The sequence below is a fragment of the Pseudoalteromonas sp. S327 genome (assembly GCF_005886415.1).
Classification (GTDB): Bacteria; Pseudomonadota; Gammaproteobacteria; order Enterobacterales; family Alteromonadaceae; genus Pseudoalteromonas; species Pseudoalteromonas atlantica.
Genome location: NZ_PNDP01000073.1, coordinates 1 through 19,849, shown reverse-complemented (window position 1 = coordinate 19,849; position 19,849 = coordinate 1). Strand labels below are relative to the sequence as shown.

Below are 19,849 nucleotides of genomic sequence, written 5' to 3'. Positions count from 1 at the left end.
CAAACCTAGGTTTGTGCTTTTATATTTTACGGTTAAATAATTATATTTTTTCCCAGTAGGGTTCGTCACCAAAGTAGCCGCTAAAGTAGTCTATAAAGGCCCTTACTTTTGGTGCTAATAAACGCGAACTTGGGTAAACACTCCAAATAGCGGTGTCGGATGCAAGTGGGTAGTCTTGTAAAATTTGTACCAGCTCACCACTTTGTAGTTTTTTATAGGCACACCAGCTCGACATTAACGTAATACCTAGGCCTTGCACGCACGCGTCGCGCACCGCTTCACCGTTATCGGCTTGTAATACGTTATTGGTTTTAATGTTTTGTGTGCCCTCGGGTGTAATAAACGACCACGTAGTTAAACCATGTAAATTAACACAGGTATGATTTTTTAAATCTTGCGGTGTTGTTGGGGTGCCGTGTTTTGCAAGGTAATTAGGCGATGCGCAAATTAAGCGTTTATCGCGGGCAACCTTTCGGGCTATAAGGGTTGAGTCGTTTAATGCGGCGTCGCGTATTGCTATATCAAAACCTCCGCCAACCATATCAATAATGCTATCGCTTAAGCGTAAATCAATTGTCAGGTCGGGGTATTGCTCAATAAATCCAGCCAATGCAGGAATAATATGCATACGCCCGAACGAAGCAGGAGCAGTAATGCGCAATTTTCCTTGTGGAGTTACACTGCCAATACCTACCGAGGCGCGTGCCATTTCAACATTGGCAAGCACTTCCTCGGCGTGGGGTAAAAAAGCTTGGCCCTCTTCGGTTAGCGATACTTTTCGGGTTGTACGATGAATAAGTTTAACGCCGAGCGTTTCTTCAAGCTTATTCATTTGGGCACTAGAAACCGCGGCCGACAAACCTAACTCCTTGCCAGCTAAGCTAATATTATGTGTTGTTGCGATTCTGACAAACAGATTTAAATGGGCAATGTTCATTATCAAATTTTTCAATAAACTGATTATTTAAACAACTATATTATCAATACTTAGTTGTGTAAATATACTAGCAGCTTATTCATTGTGACTTTTCCTGTGGCGCTTACTATAAGCGCCTTTTTTTTCGGTATTTTTCTCGTTTAAATTTTTAAGTTTAGAGTGAGCCTGCCTTATGAGCCGTAATACATCATTACTTTTAAAGTATTTATTTAAGCAAACCTGGCCTATGTTGGTTGGCTTGTTTTCTATTATGGGAAGCCAGCTGGTTGATAGTATTTTTATTGCTAAGCTAGGCGCTGAGCCGCTCGCTGTAGTTGCCTTTAGTATTGCTATTTTTCAGGTAATTGTGGGAGTACAAGTAGGCTTAGGTATTGCGGCAACTGCGACCATTTCTACTGCACTTGGGGAAAATAAAGTTCACTACGCACGCTACTTAGGTAGTTTAATCGTACTTATTGGCACCGTAATAGTAACGCTATTGTGCTTGGCGTTGTGGCTTTTTCAGCAGCCTATAATTTTAGCGCTGGGTGCAACGCCTTCGTTATTTAATTTAACTGAGCTTTACTGGTTGCCTTGGCTAATAAGCTGCTGGCTTGGAGCGCTGCTTTATTTTGGTTACAGCATTTGCCGTGCTCATAACGAAACCTTATTGCCTGGGCGAATTATGGTGCTAACCAGCGTGTTAAATATAGCGCTCGATCCATTGTTTATGTTTACCTTTGATATGGAGTTAGCGGGTGCTGCATGGGCAAGCTGTGTTGCTTTTTCAATAGGCTTAGTAGTGGTGTTTTACACGCTTATTAAACGAGAACTTGTAACCTTTGATGTTTTAAAAAACTGCACTGGGCAGGCAATAAAAGCCATTGCAAAAATGATGGCGCCAGCTTTACTTTCACAGTTTATTCCGCCTATTTCAGCCATGATAGTAACGGCATTGATTGCCGTGTATGGTGGGTTTGCTGTAGCAGCTTGGGGGCTTGCAAACCGTATTGAATATATTGCGATTATTTTAATTTTAGCGCTTACCATGGCGCTGCCCCCCATTGTTGGAAATTTAAAAGGGCGGGGCGAGCTTAGGCAAATATTAAGCGTAGTAAAACTTGCGTGCGGTTTTGTAATTGGCATACAAATTTTATTAGCGGTTATTATGCTAGGTGTGGCTAACCCGCTTGCAAATGCGCTTAGCAATAATAGTGAAATAGTAGCTAACCTAACAGATTACTTTGCATTTGTGCCTCTGAGCTACGCGGCTTTGGGTGTATGTATGATCACGGTATCGGTATGTAACGCGCTGGGCTTTGCGACCACGGCCTTATTTATCTCCATATTGCGGCTATTTTTGTGTTACTTACCACTACTTTGGTTAGGCTCGTATTTTTACGGTTTAACAGGGTTATTTATCGGTATGGCATGCGGTAATACCTTGTCGGGTATTGTGGGTTGGCAGCTTTTTAAGCAGCAATATAAGCGATTAACAACACACGTTAGCGTGCGCTCAAGCACTGTTTAATTATCAATATATTGAAGAAAGTTATTCCACTTAAATTGCAATTATCAAAATAGTTAAATGCAATTAGTATGCACCTCATTGAATCATTGCTTAATCTATAGCAGCTAAATTTGCTGTGTTTAGGTCAAGCAATTGCAATAAAAATAGAGCTGCTTGAGGTGAATAACATGAAACTTTATAAATTGTTTTTAATAGCTATAACGCTATACGCAGGCGCTGCAACGGCTGCACAAGATTACTTTTCGATGAGCTATATTCAAGGTGAAGGAGACGTGCGAGGGATTAAGGTGGCTTATCAATATGCCTTAGATTATCAAATAGAAGGCTTTGAAGAGCTAGAGATTTACCTAGAAGCCAATGCCAACTTTTTTGAATACGATGACCCAAAACGCTACGACGCTAATTTAGGCTTATCGCTTTCGCCTGTTATTTTTTATCCTATTGGCAGTATTGCTGGGAACCGCGTTTTTGCCGAGTTTGGTATTGGTTTAAGCTTATTAGACGACACCAAATTTGCGGGAAAAAACATAAGCACCCATTACCAGTTTGAAGACCGCCTAGGCATTGCCATGAAGTTTGGTGAGGCTGAGCAACACAGCGTGTCGCTTAAGTATTTTCATTATTCAAACGCTGGTATTAAAAAGCCCAACCCAGGCCTCGATTTTATATCGCTAAGCTACTCACGCGCACTTTAGGTGAGTAGCTTACTATTTATAATATGCGTAAAAATGCCACTAGGTCTGCTTTTTCTTGCTTGGTTAAATTAAGCTTTATAAGCAGGTCGGTTGTTTTAGGGAAGTGTGGGTCGTTTAGTTGGTTTTTTCGTGGTCTTGGTCTAGCCCCGCCATGGTTATACATACTCACGATGCCTGTTAAATCTTCAAATAACCCGTTATGCATCCATGGAAAACTTATTGCTAAACCTAGTAATGAAGGAGTTCTAAATTGTCCTATATGATCAGGGTTATTTGTGGCATCAAAGCGGCCCTTATCTTCAAAGTGTCGGCCGTAGTAATGGAGTCCAGTGTTGTGAAATTTGTTATCACTTAGTAGGGGGCCATTATGGCATGTCATACATTTAGCTTTAGTTCTAAATAAATGTAGGCCGTTTAGTTCATTATCAGATAGTTGCATTACAGCTTTCTTCGGACTGCTTTTTACTCTTAAAATAAAAAGTTTAAAGCGAGTATTTGGAGCTGATAGTGTGCGCTCAAACGCGACTAAGGCTTTTGCCATTTGCTCAGTGGTTAACGTGCTGCTATTAAAAGCGCTTTTATTAAATGCACGGTAACTCTTATCTTTATTTACTCGGGCTAAGGCTATTTTTGGATCTAAGTCCATTTCAATCGGGTTTTCTATTGGCATAAGTGCTTGCTGCTCAGCGGTGCTTGCGCGTCCATCCCAAAAAAAATGTTGCCATTGATCAATACCAAAAATTGCGGGGGTGTTACGCGTGCCTATTTGCTCGTCAATGCCTATGGCAGTTGTACGGCCATCATGAAAGCCTTTGTCGCGTTCATGGCAGGTGGCGCAGCTAACGGTATTATTACGTGAAAGCTGCACATCATGAAAAAGCTTATCGCCTAGTGCAACATGCTCCGGTTTAGGCGATGCTACAGGCAAAAGCGACATGGGCTCAACGCTTCTTCCGTCACTGGTTTGAATAGCAGGCCAATGAGCTTGGCCTTTACTATACAAAGCACGTAAGTCTTTATTGTTTAAAGCTTTAGAATCAGCCGTAAATAAGAATACAGCAAGGGCTACAAAAATAACTTTAATCATATTTGTAGCTCAGCCCTAACCAAAATACTCGACCAGGCTCAATACCTGATGCGCCCTCTGCTACTGTATACGTTCTCGTATTTAATAAATTAGAAATATCAGCACGTAACTCTAAGCTTTGGTTGCTGGTCAGTTTATGTTTGTATTTTAAACTTAGGTTTAGCATTGTTCTAGCACGTATAGTCTGTTCCTGATAAACATCAAATAGAGTGGAAACAACTGGACAGCTAGCACAGACATCTTCTATATCTATACTTTCGCTTCCTCCTGTACTTACAGCTGTATCGTAGCTACCTGAATATGAGATATTTAATCCAGTGCTAAATGAATCGACCCAATCTACGTTCCAGCCTAAGGCTGCTGTGATAGGTGCTCCAAAATTAGTTCGTATCTGAGATAGTTGACTCAATGTGACCAGTGAACCTTCATCTTTTGCATTAACATAGTAAACTAGTTCATCGAGTGGGGTGTTATCTACGGTTGCATTATAATTGTCATTTGATATTTCGTTTTCGGCATACGATGTATTTGCCCATACAGAATGGGCACCAAATTGAGCGCTCCATGCTAGTGAAATACGTTCTGAACTTCCCGTTCCTTCATTACTAATATCAATATAAGTGTACCCATCAAGATCTGTTTCGTCTGAGGTTGTGCGAGAGAACTGCTGATGTTTTTTTCGCTTTACGTATTTTAAAGAAATATTACCAATTGTCTCAAATGCGTGAGCGATACCCAGTGCAAATTCATCATCGTAAGGGGTATCAACGTCATTAAAACGATATTTAAAGCTGCCAGTGTAATTTGAATCTAACCAGTTTTGTAAGTAGCCACTTTCGATAGGCCTATATTGTAGATAAGAAAACTGTTGTTGTTCTTTAATTTTATAACTGATAATAGCGGAGTCGTAATATCGGCTTAGGCCGGCACTAATAATGGTTTTTTTATTATCAAATACGTCGTACCCTATTGAAATTCGCGGTGCTACATCATGGTTTTGTAAAAAGTCATCATAGCTGTAGCGCATACCTAAATTCACATCCAGTTTGCCGTAGTTAATATGGTCGGTAACGTAGAGTGCGTTGCGATTTAAATTTACATCTATGTATTCAGCAGGGCTAACAGTTCGGCCTTTAAAAAATTGCGCTGTAGTAGTTATATTATTACTGTATGCGGTGACGTGTTCCGAGTTGTTAAAGTCAATCTCACCGCCTAATTGCTCAGCTAATTTTTCTATAGGGATGAGGGTTTCGAGTGCTTGACAATCAAGTGAATAACCACTGCAATTAAGTGGTGTACTAGCACTAGACCATATAACAGGCGAACTGTAGTTATAGCCATCTTGAAAGCGCTCACGTTCTATTTGCTGATATTTAATTTCTGCACCAGCCACAACTGAGTGGGTTAACCCTAAAAATTTAAAAGTGTCTAAATTAAATGTATTTTTCCAATTGGTGGTGAATTGGCGGTTATCTAACGCGCCATAACCACCTTGGCGTGAAAAGCGTTCGTCTGCATCGCCTTGGTTAGCGTATTGTCCCCAGTCTTTTCCTTTTGTTTGTAGCCAATTATAAAAATGCGCTGGGCCATCTCGGCTACTATCACTTATGTTAAAGCTTAAATTACTTGCCCATGTTACATATTTAAAATCTTGCTTTAATTGTATTGCGCTACCATATGCGCCACCTTCTAACTGATAGTCACTATCAAGTGCATCAGTAATAAAACCATTCACCTCGTAGGGAGAATAGATCATACTTATCGTAAAATTATCAACCCAGCCGTTCTTATAACCATATTTAAATATAGCGTTAATGTTACGGCGGCTTTGGGTTTTTGTTTGCCCCAGTGATAAGTCACTTATATCACTGTTAAGGTAATTTAAACTAAACATCACACCGTGGCGTTTATTAAGTTGCTTTTTACCGCTCAATGAATAGCTTATTTTTTCGTATACTGGAGCCTCTAATTCTGCTTCATCTGTACTACTTTGCTCAGTTTCATTGTCGGCTTGAATATAATGATAATCAGCCCAATCACTGTGATTCCCGCGTACAGTAAAACTAAAACTATCTTTGCCAAACGTTTCTTTTGTTTTGGTATCAACCACACCGCCAGAAAAGCCACCAAACTCAGCCGGAATGTTATGGTCATAAACAGTAATAGACTCAACTACATCAGAGTTTACATTCATGCTTTGCACACCGCCTGATACGTCATTACTTGATGATGTTAAGCGGCTACTACTGGCGGGATCAATACGATTATTGTAGTTCATACCATCAAGTGAAAAACCTGTTTGCCAAGGCTGGGCACCTGAGATGGATATTTCTGGCGCACTTATCTCTGCTAAGCTTTCAATGCTTAATGCCTCATTGCTTAATTGTACGCCTGGTAAAAGTGCAATTAGCTCATTTATGTCGCCATTCCCTTTGGCTGTTGCATCAATAAAACTGCGGTCTAAATACGAACGACCAATAACTTCAGGAACTTCTATCCCTATAAATTGGCCTTTAACTTCGATGTGTTCGATAGCTTCACATAAACTTTTTTTTTCATCAGTGAGTGTGCTGCAATCTTCAGGTGGGGGAGGAGTCTGTTTTTGCTCGGTCGCACCATATGAATTATGGGCAAGCAAAAACAGACACGCATAAATATAACGTGTCTGCATTGTTTTCTCTTATTTAGTTGCCAATTGGAGTGCTGTCTTCGCTATCAGCAATACCATCGTTGTCAGCATCTTCATCGGCTGTTAAACCCGAAGCGGCAATATCTTCATCAGTTACATTTGCTAAGAAGAAGTTTGGAAGCCCGTCGTTATCAGTATCAACACTGGCAACACGGTTATCTCTAAAGTCATCTTTGCTTGCAATTAATTCAGCCATTGTGGTGTAAAGGTCAAGTTGGTCGGCTTCACCGTTCACATCGTTAGTTACAAGCTCTGTTGCTTGCTCGTATTCGTCAAGTAAGGTATGTGCTTCGACTAAATCTTCCATAGCTTCAATAATGACAGTATCGGCTTGCGCTAAAATAAGCGTTTCAATATCAGCGAGAAGTGCTGAGGTTTGTGTTTTCACACTACTGTAAGTGCTGGCAAAGTCAGTAATACTGCCGGCATTAGCCCCCATGCTAGAAAGCATGCTGTAACGTTCCCAAAAGCCAGTTGTTGGAGCACTAAGTGAGACCGTTTCTTTTTTAAGGGCTTCAAGTATATCCAGCAATTGGTCGCTTGTTAACGTGCTTAAATTTTCGTTTACTTCAGCTATCGCACTATTAAATGTAGTTAAGGCTAAATCAGTAAAACCAGCATCGACTAAATAACCTAATGTTTCTAAGCTGTACTCAAACCGATCTTCAATGTCATCTAATACACTAATTTTACTTAGTAATTGCGTATTTACTGCGGCAATCTCGTCAGTCAAACCACCGCGGTCAAGTGATACCATTACATTGTTATGAACAGTAATTGCAGAAGTGTCGGTTAAAGTTCGTAATGTGCCTGTATTTAGTTTATTTAACATGGTTAAACAGCGATTTGCGGCAGCAGCAGAATCTGCGCCAATTTCTTCGCTAATGCTAACCAGTAAACCACATCCATTAGAACCCGCTAAGAAAGAAGCAGATGACTCTGCACTTATGTACTCGTCAGATGAAATAAACTCACCAGCATAAGTTAATACGTCTTTAGCCTGTTCTGTAAAGCCAAACTGATGTAGAACTTGTGCTGTTCCCGCGTTATTTGATGTTTTGGTTAGACTTCTAAAAAACTCATTATAATCACTTTCCTCTGTAAAATAGGTGAAGGCTTCAGCCGTTGCATCAGCTACAGATGAACCCGCTATAATGCTTTTAGTTATACTAAAACTGTACATAATTTGTTTAGCACCACTGATATCAAAATCAGATGAAAGTAAGGCAAACGCAGGGTTTTCTTCGAGGTCATAAAGGCCTTCTAGTAATCCGGCTAGAGTTTGTAGTGGATAGGTATAAGTACCTAAATTGGCCTCAGAGTATTCTGAAGCAGCAAACTCATAGTTGCTATCTATGCCCGTTACACCATAAAACGACAGCGCTAGGTTTACGTATTCACGGGCTAGTTCAAGCGAGTTGGCTCGAAATAAAACCTCAGCTGCCCATGCAGTATAAAGAGCTCTTAGTTTCTCTACTCTTTCACCCGCATACTCGCCACTACCACCTTGAATTTGGTAACCTGTGTTACTTGAAATATTTACTAGTGCAGTAGCAAAAGTTTGTGCTGTGAGTTGATTGGCATCAGTTGGGTTTGCAGCATATACATCTAATGCACCTTCGGCTGCATTTTTAAATGCTGTTTGAAAGTAACCATATGTTGTTGAATATTGCTCTTCACGTACTATCTCTGCATAACTGTTAATAGTTTCCAGCAGTGTTTCTGCTTCATCGGTTTGACCAACATCCATATAATCATTTACTAAACCAAGTAACCAGGCTGCATCGTTACGGTTGATGTTTTCAAACCCTTTTTCAGCTAAATATTGGTTGTAAGCAGCTAAGGCGCGTGAGCGGTATTGTGCACCTTGCTCTATTTCATTGATGCTATCTAACGCAACACCTACATCTCTTAGGCCTCCAGCAAGAGCTGTTTGCTCGTTAATGAGTAATAAATAGTCTTCGGCTGTATCTAAAAACCCAGCACGTGCATACGCCGCTGCTTGAACTTGGTATACGGTATAACGTGAAATTTCATCGTTAATGCTTTCGTTTACAATATCGGCTTGTTTTAAGTGTGATTTACTAGAGCTGTAGTAAAAATTACGTTTGTCTTCATTTGTTACATAAGAAGGGCTTAGTGTAATACTGGCCGTAATTGGTTCATCAATTACGCCATCCGTATAGCTTATTACGAATGCTTCATTAACTGAACTTAATGTTTGCGCTTCAAAGATAAACTCGCCCGTGCTTTCGTTTATTGTAATTACACCACTTTCAGGGGAGGTTACCAGCGTAAATGTTATTTCATCTCCATCGGCATCAACTACATTAATAGTCCCCTCTGTTGTTGATGATGAGGTAACAAATACGTTTGTTGTTTGTAATACCGGCGTATCATTAACATTTTCGACCGTAAAGTTTAGCGTTACATTTGAACTAAGAGAGCCATCGCTAGCTGAAATTGAAGCACTATCGCTACCAAAAAAATCGGCGTTAGGCGTATACGTAAACTCACCATTTGCTTCTATCGCTATCGTCCCATTACTTGGCGCGTTTGCTAATGTGTAGCTAAGTGCCTCGTCGTCGGTGGCTGTTACTTGGCCTAAAAAAGTGGTGTCTTCGTTTACAGTAAAACTTAAATTAGGTTGAGAAAACTGTGGAGCAGTATTACCCGAGCCACCGCCACAACCAGCCAACGCAAGCGCGCATAATATTGGGGTAAATTTAATTAGCTTGTTCATTATTGTTAATATTAAAAGTTAATGATGTTGCGAATGATAACGCATATCAATTAGATTTTAAAGTGTGTAAAGTATTTGTCATATTAATAGTGAGTATCCACAAAGTACTTATAAGGCAGCTAAAACACAAAACCCTGCTATTAACAGGGCTTTATTGTGAGTAAAAATGAGATTAGTAAAGAGGGGGATGGTTATTAGTTTAAGTCGCTAATAATAAGCAGCGGAAAGTTTTTAGCTGAACGAGGTTGCCAATTATTATAGCTAATATTGCTAATTCCAAAATAGTTAAGCACCTTAGGTGAGTACGTCCAGCCACGTGCACGTTGCTTTATGGCGGCGCTGCGTAAACTGGGTTTTAGCCCTACTGTGAGTAGGTCGTGATTTACATTTAGCTTTGTGTAAAAGGCTTTTTCGCGCAAGCTTGCTTTAGCAATTACCTCATCGTAATGGGCGCGTAATGTTTGCCACTTTTGGCTTTTTTGTGGCTCTTTTAAGTGCTTTACCATGGCATCAATATCACTATCTAACCACTTAGCTGAGGCTGCATCCCCATGCCAGCCAATAATTGTATTGGGCTCAATTGTAGTAGGGTGGCCAGCAAGCAACACATAATTAGCACACGACGAAAAGCAAAACTGCTTTATGTTTACTGTTAGCTTATGCGCCAAAATTAATTCGGCTAAGTCCATCCCTAAATCTATGTTTCCGCCGCCGCTGGTAATCGTAAATGTATTAATTGTAGGGTTAGTTTTTAAAAGCTCAGCTGCCGTATTGTTATTTTGTTTGTTGATTTGGCCACTGTATATAATGGTTTTATCACTTAAGGTTACTTGAGCCTGCAATAACGTGGGGAGTATTAAAAAAAGGGTAAAAATTAATTTATGCATATGAGTTTTAAGTGAGTATTTTTGCCAAAGGCTACGTAATTTGGCTAAACGAGGCAAATACTAATTTGTCTAAAGTAAGTTAACCCCTTTTAACCCATCCTTAACCCTTGCCCTAATACACTGTGTGTAATGACGTAAATTAGGCACAGTTAAATGGTTTATTTTAAAAAGCGCTCAACGGTTTTATTGCTTGCACTTAGCTGCACGCTTGCTGCGTGTAGTAGCCAGCCAAGCTATACAGGTAATAGCACCGAGCAATCGCTAAAGCAGCATGCAAATTGGCAATACACACAAGATGATGCAACCGAGGTAAGTTATATCACTGATTTAGTGAATATAGCGGGGCTTGATTCGCTTATTAACCAAGCCGTTGCAAATAATCCTTCGTTTAACCAAGTGCATGTGGCGCTAAAACTTGCTTATGCGCAGCGCGATGTTACCGCAGCAAGCCAGTGGTTTAGTGTAGATGCCGATTTTGACGCTCAGCGCAACGAAACAACTGGCACACAGTACAGCTCATTACTAGGGGTTAGCTGGGAGGCCGACGTATGGCAAAAAATTGCTGATAACGTAGCCGCGCAAGACATGACCATAGCCAGTAATCAGGCCACTTACCAAGGCGCTAAAGACACCTTAGTAGCCAGCGTGATGCGCACGTATTTAAACATTATTTTGCAGCAAGATTTACTTAACATAGAGCAGCAGCGCTTAACGGTTTTAGAAAATAACGAGCAAAGTATTGTTGAGCGTTACCAATACGGCTTAGGTGATTTAGAAGCCCTTGATACCGCGCGTACAAATACCGCTTCAACCCGAGCCACTATTGCCGATTATCAAGAACAAATAGCACAAGCTAAACGCGCTTTAGTATTATTAGTGGGCGTTGATAAACTTGAAAACTTACCTACTACCTCTGTTTTACCTGAGGTTATTGAGCCGCTAAGCGCGTTACCAGAGCAAGATTTAGCGCGTCGCCCCGATTTACAAAGTGCCTATTACAATATTCAATCTAAACGTTATTTAGTGGATGTAGCTTACAAAGATTTACTGCCAAGCATTACGCTTTCGGCATCGCTTAGCGATTTAGCAGCCACACCCAGCCAAGCATTATTAACCAGCCCAGTTTGGAACTTATTAGGCAGTTTAAGTGCGCCGTTGTTTCAAGGCGGGGCACTTCGTGCACAAGTTGATATTGCAAAATTAAATGCCGAACAAGCCTTTTGGGAATACCAAGACACGCTACTTAGCGCCGTAAACGAAGTAGAAAATGAACTAGGCCAAGAGCAATCATTAACACAGCAGCAGCTACAAATTAGTAAAGCACTTGCCAGTGCTAAGCGCAGTTATAGCAACTACCAAAGCAAATACCAGCAAGGTTTGGTTGATATTTTAGACTTACTAACCGTGCAGCAGCAGGTGTACGACCTACAAGCTCAGCTTAGCCAAATAAATTACACCCTTTTAACTAACCGTATAGATTTAGGCCTTGCCTTGGGCCTTGGAGTATCGTCATGAAAATTTCGCCAGTACCTGTTGTTGTAACTCTTGTTGCCATTGTTTGTATAGGGCTTGCTATTTCATATAACGGCCAAAAAATGGCGCAGCAAGCAAATGGCCCAAAGCCTGAGCCGGCTAAATCTGTGGCACCCAATGTATTGGTTATTAACGCTGTGCCAAGTACGTATCAAGCCTATGTTAGCGGCCACGGTGAGGCTAAAGCACACTGGGCGCTTAGCTTAAAAGCACAAGTTAAGGGCGAAATAACGAATATGAGCGAGCAATTTGCTACCGGTAATGTAGTTAAAAAAGGCCAAGTGCTTGCACAAATAGATAACACCGAATACTTACAAGCAGTTGCGAGCGCTAAAGCCACATTAGCAGATGCCAAACTTGCCCTACAAGAAGAGCAAGACTTAGGAAACCAAGCAAAGCGTGAATGGCAGCGCTCGGGTGTAACACAAGCACCAAGCTCGCCTTTAGTATTTAGAACGCTACAGCTAGAAGCTGCCCAAGCAACGGCCGATAACGCCCAATACGCACTCCAAACTGCGCAGCGTGATGAAAAAAACACCCATATAAGTGCGCCGTTTGATGCTGTTATTTTATCGCGCGATGTAGATTTAGGCACTTACGTAAGCATCGGCGATACACTGGCTACATTAAACAGCACCGACAAAGTAGAAATTAGCGTACCGCTTTCATTAAGCCAATGGCAAAACCTGGCAAGCGATAAGTCGGGCGAGGTTATTTTAAGTGATGTAACAACACAGAATCAGTGGCAAGGTTACATTGCTCGTTTTGAGCAGCACCTTGACGATAGCTCACGCCAGCGCAGTGTAGTGGTTGCGCTAGACAAACCTTTTGAGCAAGCAACACCATTGTTACCAGGTACATTTTTAGCGGTACAAATTGCTGGTAAAGCGCTTAACAACGTAATTAAATTACCCGCCTCAGCAGTATCGCAAGAGGGCTTAATTTGGTACGTAAACGAGCAAAACACGTTAATGAGCATTCAAGCGCAAAAACTATTTGAGCGCGGTGATTACGTTTATATCTCTCCTATTGAAGGACACACTAATTTACGTGTGGTGGCTCGCCCACTCGTAAGCTACTTAAACGATATGTTAGTAAACCCAATTGTTGAGGAGATGCCATAATGAGCCCGCATCAAGCACCGCAATTACCTAATAATACTAACCCTTTGCACGGCATTATTAGCTGGTTTGCTAACAACTCAGTGGCCGCCAATTTATTACTCATTAGCGTAATAGTAATGGGCATAATGTCGCTTTCTACTTTGCGTAAAGAGGCGTTTCCAAGCCTTGAGCCAGATACTATTTCAGTATCGGTGGTTTACGACAGTGGCGATGCCTTACAAGCAGAAGAAGGCATCGCCCTAAAAGTAGAAGAAGCCCTTGAAACCGTACCGGGTATTAAGCGCATTACCTCTACATCCGATGCCAGCGGCAGTCATGTAAGCATTGAGAAAAAAACCGATTACTCGCTTGATGAGCTACTCACCGATGTTAAAAACCAAGTTGATGCCATAAATAACTTTCCGGCAGATGCCGAAGAGCCGGTGATCGACAAAGCGCGTAGGCAAGATCACGCATTAACCTTACAATTGTTTGGTGATGCCGACCGCCATACGTTGCAAAACCTAGGTGAAAAACTAAAAGCCGATTTATTAGCTAAATCGGGCATTAGCGATGTAGAGCAATCGGGCGTGCTTGACCCTATGATGTCGGTAGAAATCGACGAAGGTAAACTACAAGCCTACGGTTTAACAATTAGCGATGTAAGCGAGGTGATTAACAACGAATCATCGAGCCCGCTTTCTACTAGCTTGCGCGATAGCAATAAAATAATGCGCCTAAAAGCGGCCGATCAAGCTTACTGGCAGCGCGACTTTGCCAATATAGTGTTACTTACAACGCAATCAGGCACACAAATTAAATTAGGTGATGTAGCAACCGTTACCGACACATTCGCAGAAGATACCAACTCACTAAGTCGTTATAACCAACAAAATGCCGTAGGCATTGAAATTTTAATGGATGAAAATAGCGATATAACCACCATAGTTGAGCAAGCACAAAGCGTAATTGATACATGGCACGAGCGCGGCTTATTACCGCAAAATGTAGAGCTTGAAAGCTGGCACGACAAAAGCACCATGATCACCGAGCGCCTATCGCTGCTTACTAAAAATGCCGTAACCGGTATTATTATGGTGTTTGTTATTTTAGCGATATTTTTAAATGTACGCGTTGCGCTATGGGTTGCAGGTGGCTTGCCATTTGTATTTTTTGGCACGCTGTACTTTATGACCGACAGCTACACCGCACTGACCATAAATGAAATGACCACCTTTGGTTTTATTATGGCGCTGGGGATCGTGGTCGACGATGCCGTGGTTGTGGGGGAGAGTATTTACACCACTCGCAAAAAACACGGCGACACCCTTAATAACACGATTTTAGGCACCATGAAGGTGGCTGTACCCACCATATTTGGGGTATTAACCACGGTAGCGGCGTTTGTTGCGCTTTCGAATGTATCTGGCAACTTAGGTAAAATTTACTCACAGTTTGCGACCGTAGTGACGATTTGTTTACTGCTTTCGGTTGTTGAATCAAAACTTATTTTACCGTCGCATTTAGCCCACGTAAGCACTAAACGCCAGTTAAAGTCGGGTCTTAGTGGCTTGTGGTCAAAGGTGCAGCATGGCGCCGACAGCGGTCTAACTTGGTTTAGCGATAAAGTGTACCGCCGCGTTATTGAATACTCGTTACGATTTAGATACGCCATTGTTGCTGCATTTGTGGCCTTTTTTATTCTGGTTGTTGGCATGCCTATGACCGGTGCAGTAAAAGTAGGTTTTTTCCCAAGTATTGCCGGCGATACCGTAACCGCTGAACTTGTTATGCAAAACGATGCAGCGTATGGGCAAACTAATAAAAACTTGTTAGCGCTTGAGCAAAGTGCACTACAAGCCCAGCAAAATTTAATGGATAAGTTTGACTCGCAAGAGAGCGAAATAACGAGCTTACAATTAGTGAGCAGTAGCGATACTAGCGGTACGGTAAGTGTTGAGCTATTAAACGAGGGCGACTTTACAGCAAGCGAATTTGCACAAGAATGGCAGCGCCTTGCCGGTATGCCAGAGGGCAGCAAAAAACTACAAGTATTGGCTACACGTAAAATGGTTGATAACTTTAAAGTAGAATTAAAAGCCTGGGATGACGAAACTGTAATGGCTGCAGGCGCTCTGTTTAAAGAGCGCTTACAAAATACTGCTGGTGTTAATGGCATAGACGATAATTTAAACCCAGGTCAGCCACAGCTTAAATTTACCTTAAATGCACAAGGGCGCGCTTTAGGTATGGATACGGCGAGCCTATCAGAGCAAGTATTACAAGCTTTTGGTGGAGCAATTGTACAGCGTTACCAGCGCGATAAAGACGAAGTAAAAGTACGTGTGCGTTACCCAGAAAACGCCCGTAAAACACCAGCCGATATAATGCAATCGCGTATTAGGTTACCCGATGGCACCGTAGTACCTTTGGTTAACGTAGCCAATATAAGCAGCGAATATCAGCAAGATGAAATAACCCGCATTGATGGCTTACGTGCAATTTACTTAAGCGCACAAGTAGATAAAAACATTGTGGCATCTAACGAATTAGTTGCTAACTTAAGCCGCGACTTAGTGCCTGAGCTTAACGCGCAATTTCCTAACTTAAGTATTCACTTTGCCGGAGAAGCCGAAGAGCAAGACGAAACAACAGGCTCAATGGCCACTATGTTTATAGCCGCGTTATTAGTTATTTACGTATTGCTGGCGATTCCGCTTAAATCGTACATTCAACCCATGTTGATTATGGTGGCGATTCCGTTTGGTATTGTGGGTGCTATTTTAGGCCATTGGTGGAACGACTTAACCATCAGCATACTTTCTTTAAATGGTATTTTGGCGCTCAGTGGGGTGGTTGTAAACGACAGCCTATTATTGGTATCGCGCTTTAACGAGCTGGTAAAAGATGAAGGCATGAGCACGCACGATGCCATTGTAGAGTCGTGTACAAGCCGCCTGCGCGCGGTAATGCTTACCTCAATTACCACCTACGCGGGCTTAGTGCCGTTATTAAGCGAAACCTCAATGCAGGCACAGTTTTTAATTCCTGCTGCGGCATCACTTGGTTATGGTATTTTGTTTGCCACGGTTATTACATTAATCCTTATTCCGGCATTATTAATGATTCAAATAGACATTAAGCGCTTACTTGCCAATGTGTTAGACTTTTTAAGTGGTAAACGCACCGAAGGAGCTGCCTCTTAATGATAAACGTACTACTGGTTGAAGACGACATAGACCTGGCAACAACAATTGTTGATTACCTCGATATAGAAGACATTGAGTGTGACCATGCAAGCAACGGCGTTTTGGGCTTAAATTTACTGCAAATTAATGATTATCAAATGATTATTTTAGATGTAAACATGCCCAAAATGGACGGCTTAACAATGTGCAAAACATTGCGTGAACAAGGTAAAGATATTCCGGTATTAATCTTGACCGCACGCGATAGCCTCGATAATAAACTTGAGGGCTTTGCCGCCGGTAGCGACGACTATTTAGTAAAACCCTTCGCCATGAAAGAGCTAGTAGCGCGGGTACTACAAGTGCTGGCAAAGCGCAAAAGTGGTGAGGCAAAACGCCTCACCTTAGCTAATTTAAATTTAGATTTAGCAAAGCGCAGTGCCGATGTAGAGGGGCAAACATTAAAGTTATCGCCCATTGCATTTAAATTGCTAGAAACCTTAGTACGCCATGCGCCGCAGCCTGTTACCCGCAGTAGCATTATGCAAGCTATATGGGGCGAAGAGCAGCCCGACAGCAACAGTTTAAAAGTGCATGTGCATCATTTACGTAAGCAATTAGAAGCCACCACACACCAAGTTACACTTGAGACCATTCCTAGTGTGGGCTTTGCAATAACAGCAAATGAAGGGCAACCACAATGAAAATAAGGCCTAGTTTAAGGCTCTACTTTTTTGCCAGTATGGTAGTGCTTAGCTCTGCTATGGCCATTGGCTTTTCGTTTTTAAGTGTAAATTACTTTATTGATGGGCTAGATAAAGGCTTAAACGGAGTTATGTTAAAGCTTTCGCAAACCACTGAAGTAAAGCCTGGGGAAACAAAAGAGCTGGTGGGCTTTAATATAGCAAGTCGCTGGGAAGACATGCCTGCGTCAATTCAGCAGCGTTTTAAAAAACCAACAGAGGTGGGGTTTTTACATAAAACAAAAGACAGGCCATCGATGTTTTCTATGCCACAAAATTTATTTTTTGTGGTGTATTATCCAAACCCCGAAGGCGAGCCGCGTTATATATCGCGCATTATGCTCGAAAAAGATAAACCACAATTGCTCGCTAATATAGAGCCCGAACAACGCATGCTATGGATTGCCATTACAGGCATTGCGGCCATTGTGTTATTTGCGTTTTTTTTGTTTATGGTAATGAAAAAAATAGCCAAGCCAGTGGAGTCGTTAAGGGGTTGGGCTAAATCGTTAAACCAAACTAATCTGCAGCAAACACCGCCTGATTTTACATATAACGAACTAAACACTTTAGCCACATTAATACGCAGCAGCTTACTTTCGGCAAATGAAAGCGTAGAGCGTGAGCAGCGCTTTTTAAGCTATGCCAGCCACGAGCTGCGTACGCCAATTTCGGTTATTCGCAGTAACGTTGAGCTACTCAATCGGCTGAGCGAAAAAGCCCCGTTAAGTGATAAACAACAACTTACACTTGAGCGTATAGAGCGCGCCGGTTTAACCATGAGCGATTTAACCGATACGTTATTATGGCTAAGCCGCAACGAAGATCAGCAAAGTAGTCCAGAACCTGTAAACCTTAGTGATAAAATAACGACCCTGAGTAATGAGCTTAACTACTTGCTTAATGCTAAGCACGTTGAGGTGGTTTTAAACACCCAGCAAGAGAGCGTTATTACCACCGATGCTACTGCGTGCCACATTGTACTGACTAATTTAATTCGTAATGCCTACCAACATACCCAATTTGGCCAAGTACATATTACGCAGCAAGGCAGTAAAGTGACTATTGTTAATTGTAGTAAGCAAGACGATGCCCCTAAAGCGAGCTCGCCCTCAGCAAAACACGCCAGCATAGGGTACGGACTAGGCCTGCAATTAAGCGAAAAAATAATTAAACGCCACGGCTGGGTTTACGATGTAAACGACAAGCCAGGGCGCTATGAAGTGGTGGTCGATTTTAGTTAGTTATTTGGTTAATTAGGTTTAAAAGTGTATTAAAAAGCGGCTTAATTTAGTAGCTCATATCTGATTTTGCAGTTTCGGTTAATTGGTTTGGACATTACCTGATAGACAGCTATGTAAGTTATGTGAAGCTTGGGATAAAGAATTTTTTCACCTCAAAGACCAGCTCATTTAATTATCTTGACGGAAACTCATTTCATATTTTTTCAAAACATCTACCAGGAAAGCTTAAAACTAGGCTCAAATACAGCTGCCATTATATCTAGCCTATAGAGTTATTGTTTCTTATACTCGTTTCTACGATTCATAAGAGAGCTTAAATATGAAAGCGAGTGACGAAATTGATATTACGGGAGACCTAGTTGCTTCTAGTTTTTGCAACGCTAAATTGACCATAAATAAAGATGTAGTAACTATTACACCTAACGTTAGAAGTTATTTGTTTGAATGGGGATTGCATATTTTTTGTTGGACAGTGTGCATATTTATGTCAGCTAAAGTTTGGCAGTTGGAGCCCAACCTTGATTCGAAAACCGATTTCGTTATTGTCGTGTTTACATTGGGGGGACTCTTTAGTTTAGGCACGACCTTGATATGCAGAAGAAGCAGAAGAAGATTTTATTTTGATCTAAATGAAAAAGTGCTAAATGTCGGCAGTTCGAACAATCCGAAAATTAAAGTCGCTTTTGATTCGTTTGAAAAGCTTCTGTTAGTTACGACACGAATATATAGTACTGAGTCGCCACGAACTTATTTTGAGCTAAACGTTCTAACCAATACCCAAAAAAGAGTCACTTTAATGTGTCATAGCGATTATTACGCAATACAATATGATTCAGATGTACTCGCTGAAATACTGAAACTAGAGGTGGAGAGTTTAGAGGCTTGACACCATCAATAATTATTTTGAACGTAAATAGAAAGGCACTGCGATGGAATTTGGCATGTTAGTGCGACTGTTTTAATCTGATACAAAAGTGCAGCAAACAAGCGAATTACCACGGAAAAAAACAATAATAAATTTGGAAAAACTCAGAATTCAAAAAGCAAATGATCGTTATAGAAACTGCACGAACTACTTTTTGTTTAAGTTGGTTTCTCTTTCGCTAAATACTATACACACCTAAATCATTCTGACCGTCCTCTCCTTGTCTGTAGCTGCCTGCCATATGAAGCTTCAACCCGCGTATAAAAGTGTCAGTTTAGATATGAGCCACTACAGCTTAACGCAATGAACGTTAAGCCGCATTTTTATGATTACTATTAGGGCGCATTACATATAATACCAATCCGCAATAATACTTAATCATTTTGAGGGGCTAAAACGTGTCGCTATCAGAGTTAAAAAATTCTCATTTACGACTGTATAGATGCAGAAGGTAGAGCAATGCAGGAGCAATTGCCGAGAACAACTAAATAGCGAATTTTTTGCCTAGCTATCAACACGTTTTTCCATCATCCAAAATAGATCACTTAATCAAACGAATTGGTAT

13 protein-coding genes are annotated in these 19,849 nt (G+C 41.3%); 8 read left to right on the top strand and 5 right to left on the bottom strand.

The window, feature by feature from the left end; all coding sequences use genetic code 11:
• Positions 1 to 40: 40 nt before the first annotated feature.
• Complete coding sequence (locus CWB60_RS19000; protein WP_039972407.1) at positions 41 to 937, bottom strand: LysR family transcriptional regulator; 897 nt, start codon at positions 935 to 937, stop codon at positions 41 to 43.
• A gap of 172 nt (positions 938 to 1,109) precedes the next feature.
• Between CWB60_RS19000 and CWB60_RS18995 the strand changes: the two genes are divergently transcribed.
• Both CWB60_RS18995 and CWB60_RS18990 read left to right on the top strand, forming a co-directional pair.
• Positions 1,110 to 2,447: an MATE family efflux transporter gene (locus tag CWB60_RS18995; RefSeq protein WP_138578478.1), complete on the top strand. Its 1,338-nt coding sequence runs from the start codon at positions 1,110 to 1,112 to the stop codon at positions 2,445 to 2,447.
• 167 nt (positions 2,448 to 2,614) lie between these two features.
• On the top strand, positions 2,615 to 3,142 hold the full coding sequence (locus tag CWB60_RS18990; RefSeq protein ID WP_024033246.1) for an acyloxyacyl hydrolase: 528 nt from the start codon (positions 2,615 to 2,617) through the stop codon (positions 3,140 to 3,142).
• A 16-nt stretch (positions 3,143 to 3,158) separates the two neighbouring features.
• On the opposite strand, the gene CWB60_RS18985 is transcribed toward CWB60_RS18990, so the two are convergent.
• The 4 genes from CWB60_RS18985 to CWB60_RS18970 form a co-directional block, all read right to left on the bottom strand.
• Positions 3,159 to 4,229, bottom strand: a complete 1,071-nt coding sequence (locus CWB60_RS18985) for a cytochrome-c peroxidase (protein WP_138578480.1) — start codon at positions 4,227 to 4,229, stop codon at positions 3,159 to 3,161.
• Positions 4,222 to 6,900, bottom strand: a complete 2,679-nt coding sequence (locus CWB60_RS18980) for a TonB-dependent receptor (protein WP_138578482.1) — start codon at positions 6,898 to 6,900, stop codon at positions 4,222 to 4,224. Before CWB60_RS18980 ends, CWB60_RS18985 begins: the two co-directional genes overlap by 8 nt.
• Before the next feature lie 13 nt (positions 6,901 to 6,913).
• Entirely contained in the window at positions 6,914 to 9,661 is a 2,748-nt protein-coding gene (locus CWB60_RS18975) for a cadherin-like domain-containing protein (RefSeq protein ID WP_138578484.1), read from the bottom strand.
• A 194-nt stretch (positions 9,662 to 9,855) separates the two neighbouring features.
• The gene (locus CWB60_RS18970; RefSeq protein WP_235207540.1) at positions 9,856 to 10,548 is read right to left on the bottom strand and encodes a hypothetical protein; all 693 of its coding nucleotides are present in this window, start codon (positions 10,546 to 10,548) and stop codon (positions 9,856 to 9,858) included.
• Between the two features lie 153 nt (positions 10,549 to 10,701).
• Here CWB60_RS18970 and CWB60_RS18965 point away from each other — a divergent pair, with 153 nt between their 5' ends.
• The 6 genes from CWB60_RS18965 to CWB60_RS18940 all read left to right on the top strand — a co-directional run bounded on the left by CWB60_RS18965 (position 10,702) and on the right by CWB60_RS18940 (position 19,245).
• The gene (locus CWB60_RS18965) at positions 10,702 to 12,063 is read left to right on the top strand and encodes a TolC family protein (RefSeq protein ID WP_138578486.1); all 1,362 of its coding nucleotides are present in this window, start codon (positions 10,702 to 10,704) and stop codon (positions 12,061 to 12,063) included.
• The gene (locus tag CWB60_RS18960) at positions 12,060 to 13,205 is read left to right on the top strand and encodes an efflux RND transporter periplasmic adaptor subunit (protein ID WP_138578488.1); all 1,146 of its coding nucleotides are present in this window, start codon (positions 12,060 to 12,062) and stop codon (positions 13,203 to 13,205) included. Before CWB60_RS18965 ends, CWB60_RS18960 begins: the two co-directional genes overlap by 4 nt.
• Entirely contained in the window at positions 13,205 to 16,390 is a 3,186-nt protein-coding gene (locus CWB60_RS18955) for an efflux RND transporter permease subunit (protein WP_138578490.1), read from the top strand. Before CWB60_RS18960 ends, CWB60_RS18955 begins: the two co-directional genes overlap by 1 nt.
• Positions 16,390 to 17,076, top strand: a complete 687-nt coding sequence (locus CWB60_RS18950; protein ID WP_138578492.1) for a response regulator transcription factor — start codon at positions 16,390 to 16,392, stop codon at positions 17,074 to 17,076. The genes CWB60_RS18955 and CWB60_RS18950 overlap by 1 nt, the downstream gene beginning before the upstream one ends.
• On the top strand, positions 17,073 to 18,359 hold the full coding sequence (locus tag CWB60_RS18945; RefSeq protein WP_138578494.1) for a sensor histidine kinase: 1,287 nt from the start codon (positions 17,073 to 17,075) through the stop codon (positions 18,357 to 18,359). Before CWB60_RS18950 ends, CWB60_RS18945 begins: the two co-directional genes overlap by 4 nt.
• 319 nt (positions 18,360 to 18,678) lie before the next feature.
• Complete coding sequence (locus CWB60_RS18940) at positions 18,679 to 19,245, top strand: hypothetical protein (RefSeq protein WP_138578496.1); 567 nt, start codon at positions 18,679 to 18,681, stop codon at positions 19,243 to 19,245.
• Positions 19,246 to 19,849: the final 604 nt, after the last annotated feature.

Coding starts and splice junctions, on each gene's coding strand:
- CWB60_RS19000 (WP_039972407.1), bottom strand. CDS start 937: ATGAACATTGCCCATTTAAATCTGTTTGTCAGAATCGCAACAACACAT.
- CWB60_RS18995 (WP_138578478.1), top strand. CDS start 1,110: ATGAGCCGTAATACATCATTACTTTTAAAGTATTTATTTAAGCAAACC.
- CWB60_RS18990 (WP_024033246.1), top strand. CDS start 2,615: ATGAAACTTTATAAATTGTTTTTAATAGCTATAACGCTATACGCAGGC.
- CWB60_RS18985 (WP_138578480.1), bottom strand. CDS start 4,229: ATGATTAAAGTTATTTTTGTAGCCCTTGCTGTATTCTTATTTACGGCT.
- CWB60_RS18980 (WP_138578482.1), bottom strand. CDS start 6,900: ATGCAGACACGTTATATTTATGCGTGTCTGTTTTTGCTTGCCCATAAT.
- CWB60_RS18975 (WP_138578484.1), bottom strand. CDS start 9,661: ATGAACAAGCTAATTAAATTTACCCCAATATTATGCGCGCTTGCGTTG.
- CWB60_RS18970 (WP_235207540.1), bottom strand. CDS start 10,548: ATGCATAAATTAATTTTTACCCTTTTTTTAATACTCCCCACGTTATTG.
- CWB60_RS18965 (WP_138578486.1), top strand. CDS start 10,702: ATGGTTTATTTTAAAAAGCGCTCAACGGTTTTATTGCTTGCACTTAGC.
- CWB60_RS18960 (WP_138578488.1), top strand. CDS start 12,060: ATGAAAATTTCGCCAGTACCTGTTGTTGTAACTCTTGTTGCCATTGTT.
- CWB60_RS18955 (WP_138578490.1), top strand. CDS start 13,205: ATGAGCCCGCATCAAGCACCGCAATTACCTAATAATACTAACCCTTTG.
- CWB60_RS18950 (WP_138578492.1), top strand. CDS start 16,390: ATGATAAACGTACTACTGGTTGAAGACGACATAGACCTGGCAACAACA.
- CWB60_RS18945 (WP_138578494.1), top strand. CDS start 17,073: ATGAAAATAAGGCCTAGTTTAAGGCTCTACTTTTTTGCCAGTATGGTA.
- CWB60_RS18940 (WP_138578496.1), top strand. CDS start 18,679: ATGAAAGCGAGTGACGAAATTGATATTACGGGAGACCTAGTTGCTTCT.